Here is a 5,025-nt window from a genome sequence, read left to right as displayed (position 1 = left end):
CTGACATACCGAATGGCAACCACACTGTCCGAAGTGCTCCGGCAAGAGGGGGCAGAGGTTCTTCTGACCGTCAAGAGCCGCGCTCTGTCCATTGTTCCTCACGAAGGGAAGTCTGAGCCACCGCTTGAAGCGCCCCGTGATGCCCGCTTCACGATAGACAATAAGTATGTCGGGGTTCGGCAGCACGAGAGCCCGGAGGATCTCTATCGCAGGGCACAGCTTGCGGCAAAGGTCTGGCAAACGCGGGGAGCACGCCACCCCGTGTTCTTTCTCTCCCTGCACTACGATGCGCTCAGCGAGAGCCGCTGGCACGGGGGACTGATCTGCTACGACATCCGGCGTGGCAAGTCGCCCCAGCTCGCCAATGCGCTCGCCAACCGCTGGCGCACGTCGGGGCTGGCGGGTCAGCGGCGAGGTGGGGTGCCAAAAGCACGCGATCTAGGCGTGCTCAACCCGGAGCACAACCCGGTTCTGCAGAGTGTGCTAATTGAGCTAGCCACGATGTCCAATCGTAGCGATCTCAACTCCGCCCGCAATGCCACCTGGCGCTGGAAAGTCTCGCGGCTCATCACCGATGCCGTGATCTCCTGCGTGAAAAAAACTTAGTGCTCTCGGCGTGGAACACTGATACGCAAAAAGTCGTGGGCGAGGCGGGTTTCCGGGAAGATGGCACGGGCTTCGTCTAGCAGCGTCTCTAGGTTTACCTCACTCTCGCCGCCTTCGTAGCGCGCGGAGAAGTGTGTCAGGACAAGAGAGAGCACTCCCGCGTCACGTGCGACATTGGCGGCAAGGGTTGCTGTGGCGTGTGCGGCGCGGTCGGCCAAGTCACGGTCTTGCTCCGAGTAAGTGGCCTCGTGGATGAGTAAGTCAGCAGCCCTTGCGAGGGGAACCAGCTCAGGTGCAGGGCCCGTGTCGCCCGAGAACACCACGCAGCGACCGGGGCGGGTGGGGCCAACAAGGGAGGCTCCCTCTATTACGCGGCCATCGGCGAGCGTGATGCCCTGCCCGGCTTTTAGCTTCCCATAGAGCGGCCCCGCCGGAATCCCAAGCGTCGCAGCAGCCTCCACATCAAAGCGTCCCGCCTGCTCAGCCTCGCGAATGGCATAGGCATAGGCCTCGATTCGATGGCGCACCGGAGCCGCCGTCACGGTAAACTCGCCCTCGCTACAGATCTCGCCCGGTTTTACAATGACAAAGGAGACAGGAAAGCCAAAGCGCATCCCGGCAGCTCGCAACGTGGCTTTCAGCCAAGCTTCCACGCCCTCCGGTCCGTAGATCGTGACGGGGCCAACCCCGCCTTGCGCCAGTGCCCGTGAGGCCAGCAAGCCCGGTAGCCCAAAAAGATGGTCACCGTGCAGGTGCGTCAAAAAAATACGGGTGAGCTGCGAGAGGCGGATATGGGAGGCACGCAAGATCTGCTGTTGCGTCCCCTCGCCACAGTCAATGAGCCACCACTCGCCTCGTTGCGGCAGGTGTAGGGCCGTCGCGGAGACATTTCGTGCGCGCGACGGTGCCCCCGAGCCTGTCCCCAGAAAAGTCACTTCCACGGCGGCTATTGTATCGCAACTGCCCCAACCTGGAGTAGTGCCTTTCATTTACGTACCAAACTCGAGCGGCGAGCCGATAGAGAACCATGCCCTTTGATGTCTTCAGCTCTCCGTCTTCCCTAGACTGTTCGGTACCGAAGGCACTTTTTATCCGCTGATGGTCGTGCCTGAGCCGCGCGGGTCGCTGGCACCACTTACGGTGCCGTCTGGGGCGATAAGAATCCCTTGTGCGTCGCCAAGTGTGCGGGGCTTGCCAAAGACATGCCCGAGGCGCTCTAGGCCAATTTTTACGCTCTCAGGAAGGTGCTTCTCCACGCCGATCTCATCGGGGAGCCACTGGTGATGAACACGCGGCGCGGCGATCGCCTCGGCGATGGGCATCTGGTGATCCACAACATTTAAGATGACCTGGAGCACGGTATTGATAATCGTCGGGCCACCGGGAGAGCCGATGATGAGTTTCAGAGCGCCCTCAGGAGCCGTCACAAAAGTCGGGGTCATGGACGAAAGCGGGCGCTTTCTCGCCCGGACCGCGTTGTTCTCGCCCTGAATCAGGCCATAGCGATTGGGCTGACCAGGGTTGGCGGCAAAGTCGTCCATCTCGTTGTTCATGAGAATCCCGGTGCCGGGAATCGTGACGCCCGAGCCGTAGGGGCCGTTGAGTGTGTAGGTATTCGAGACCGCATTGCCGTCGCGGTCGAGGATCGAGAAATGTGTCGTGTGAAGTGGCTCGTCGCTCGCCTGCCCCGCCCGAATTGCGCTACTTGGCGTGGCGTGGCGCAGGTCCATTCCCTCGCGCCAGTGGGCTGCGTAGGCGGGCTCGGTGAGCTTGGCGACAGGCACGCGCACAAAGTCCGGGTCGCCGAAGTACTCCGCACGATCCGCAAAGGCTCGCTTCATCGCCTCGACCATCAGGTGCCAGCGAAGCGGACTCTCCCAGCCCCTACGCCCCAGCTCGAAGCCTGCCAAGATATTTAAGATCTCGATCAGCACCGCCCCTCCCGACGACGGTGGGGGCATGGAGATAATCCCATGCCCCCGGTAGCGCCCCGTGACCACTTGACGCTCTTTGACTTCGTAGCCACGAAGATCGCGCTCGTTGATCCAGCCATGGGGACGCATGGCGCTGGCAATGCACCGCGCCGTCTCGCCCTCGTAGAACTCACGCGGGCCGTGTTTCTGAATCCGTGCCAGGGTTGCCGCCAGCTCTGGCTGACGAAACTTCTGCCCTTCCGCAATCCCCACAAAGATCGCCTTAGACGCTTCGTAGCGTGAGAGCAGCGCGATGTAGCTGGTCAGGGAGCGGGTTAGCGATGCAGGAGAGGTAAAACCCTCAGCGGCAAGCGCACGCGCGGGCTCGATCAGCTCCGCAAACGAGAGCTTCCCAGAGCCATATTTTTTGTGCGCCAGCGCCAGCCCCGCCACCGTTCCCGGAGTCCCCGATGCCCGCCAGCCGACCGTCGGCCCGCCCTCGTCCGCTTTGCCGGCGTAGACATCGCGAAACGCCGCGCTTGGCGCCATCTCGCGGTAGTCGATCGCCGCCGTCTGGCCGCTGCAGCGCCGCCACATCAGAAACCCACCACCGCCCAGATTACCTGCCTGAGGATAAGTCACGGCCAGCGCAAAGCCCACCGCCACCGCAGCGTCCACGGCGTTGCCACCGCGCCGCAGTATATCCACGCCCACCTGGGAAGCGAGCGGCTCGGCACTTGCTACCATGCCGCCCGTCTTCACCATGCCTCGGCTTTTAGGAGATTGCAACCTCACCCCCTACCTCACTGGACTTGTAGATCGCATCCATGATCTGGGTTACCATCAGCGCCTGCTCCCCCGTCGCGGCCCCGACTTCCTCAATGGTCATGTCCTCACGAATGGCCTTGAGAAACATCTCGATCTCCTTGCCATGCGTGCTCGCGACATGGGGAAGCCAGCCGGTCGTGGTGTCGGTGAGGGTGCCGAACTCCTCACGGTAGAGCGTGTACTTGCCGGCGTTGGCATCGAAGAACGCACCGGCTCCCGTGCCAAAGAGCTGGGTGTCGAAGTGCTCCTGGTCAATATTGGCTAAAAACGAGGCCAGAAGTGTCATCGTGCGCCCGTCTTCAAAGCGAACGTAGGCGCTGGCAAAGTCCTCGACGGTGTAGGCTTCGGTATTCCACGCCCCCCACTCCGCCACGAGCCCCGGCGTCTTGCCCATCTTACAGACCGCACTCCCCACCGTGGCGACCGGCTTGGGATGGCCCATCAGCCAGAGAGTCATGTCGGTGATGTGCACGCCAATATCAATCAGCGGCCCGCCGCCGTTGAGTTTTTTGTTGATAAAGACGCCCTGGGACGGCACGCGCCGCCGCCGGATCGCACGCGCCGCCGCATGATAGATCTCGCCAAACTCCCCGTTCTCCACCGCCCGCTTCAGGCTCTGCGCTCCGGGGGAGTAGCGCATGTTAAAGCCGATCTGCAGCTTCTTTCCCGTCTCTTTTTGCGCCGCGATCATCGCCTTGCACTCGTCGGCGTTCATCGCCATCGGCTTCTCACAGAGCACGTGCTTTCCGGCCTTCAGCGCCGCAATGGTGATCGGCGCATGGGCGTAGTTGCCCGTACACACCGAGACAGCATCAATATCGTCGCGCTCCAAAAGCTGGTGGTAGTCGTCGTAGGTTGTCGGGATTCCGAACTGCCCACTCGCCTCCGCGCAGCGCTCCGGCAGAATATCCGCCGCCGCCACCACCTCGCACCACTCCGGGAGCTTCCGATAGCCACTCGTTAAGTGCGCCCCCCGCGCAATCCCCCCAAACCCGATAATCCCAACCCCAACCTTGCCGTCCTTGGTCATGATAATCCTCCACACTCTCACTTCGGTGTGAGGTAAAGAATTTCCTCCAGGCGTTACAGAAACTCGAAGAGCCCGGCGGCTCCCATTCCGAGGGCGGCGCACATGGTGACCATGCCGTAGCGCCCCTTTTGATCTTGCCGCTGGGCTTCGTGCAGGAGCGTGACGGTTTGCCGTGCCCCAGTGGCTCCGAGGGGATGGCCTAGGGCAATCGCGCCGCCATTGACATTGACACGCTCCCAGTCCAGCGGAAAGTGATTCTGGCTGGCAAGCGCCTGCGCGGCAAAGGCCTCGTTGAACTCAATCAGACCTACTTGGTCTAGCCCCACGCCCGTGCGGCTCAGGAGCTTGGGGATCGCGGCGGCGGGCGCGATGCCAAAGTGAACCGGGTCTACTGCCGCCGTGGCATAGCCGACAAAGCGAGCGAGGGGTTTGAGGCCGTGCTCTTGGGCGAGCGCTTCTGTGGTCATTAAAACCGCCGCCGCCCCATCGCTGCGCTGGCTGGCATTTCCCGCCGTGATGACGCCGCCAAAGGGTGTCTTCAGCCCCGCAAGCCCTTCCAGAGTTGTCTCGGCGCGGATGCCTTCATCTTGGGTGATGGCAGTGCCGTCGGGGAGGGTGATCGGGACGATCTCGGCCTCAAACTTCCCG

General features: G+C 62.3%; 5 protein-coding genes. 1 reads left to right on the top strand and 4 read right to left on the bottom strand.

Annotated elements, in window-relative coordinates; all coding sequences use genetic code 11:
* Nucleotides 1-606: N-acetylmuramoyl-L-alanine amidase (locus AC1XOS_RS19570; RefSeq protein WP_481963898.1), on the top strand; the 606-nt coding region annotated here is incomplete at its 5' end.
* Here the strand turns inward: AC1XOS_RS19570 and rnz are convergent.
* The 4 genes from rnz to AC1XOS_RS19550 form a co-directional block, all read right to left on the bottom strand.
* Nucleotides 603-1,547 carry a ribonuclease Z gene (rnz, locus tag AC1XOS_RS19565; protein WP_481963897.1) on the bottom strand — a complete coding sequence of 315 codons (945 nt, stop codon included), beginning with the start codon at nt 1,545-1,547 and terminating at the stop codon, nt 603-605. The genes AC1XOS_RS19570 and rnz overlap by 4 nt on opposite strands.
* A gap of 147 nt (nt 1,548-1,694) precedes the next feature.
* Nucleotides 1,695-3,308 carry a gamma-glutamyltransferase gene (ggt, locus tag AC1XOS_RS19560; RefSeq protein WP_481963896.1) on the bottom strand — a complete coding sequence of 538 codons (1,614 nt, stop codon included), beginning with the start codon at nt 3,306-3,308 and terminating at the stop codon, nt 1,695-1,697.
* On the bottom strand, nt 3,295-4,377 hold the full coding sequence (locus AC1XOS_RS19555; RefSeq protein WP_481963895.1) for a Gfo/Idh/MocA family protein: 1,083 nt from the start codon (nt 4,375-4,377) through the stop codon (nt 3,295-3,297). The genes ggt and AC1XOS_RS19555 overlap by 14 nt, the downstream gene beginning before the upstream one ends.
* A gap of 53 nt (nt 4,378-4,430) precedes the next feature.
* On the bottom strand, nt 4,431-5,025 hold a 595-nt coding region (locus AC1XOS_RS19550), incomplete at its 5' end, for a thiolase family protein (RefSeq protein WP_481963894.1).

It is taken from the genome of Armatimonas sp. (assembly GCF_964826245.1).
Note: the sequence above shows the minus strand (reverse complement) of the source record. Positions and strands in the feature narration are given on the sequence as shown.

What these genes read in the sequence shown, in the direction of transcription:
- AC1XOS_RS19555 (WP_481963895.1), bottom strand. Translation starts at nt 4,377, where the DNA reads ATGACCAAGGACGGCAAGGTTGGGGTTGGGATTATCGGGTTTGGGGGG.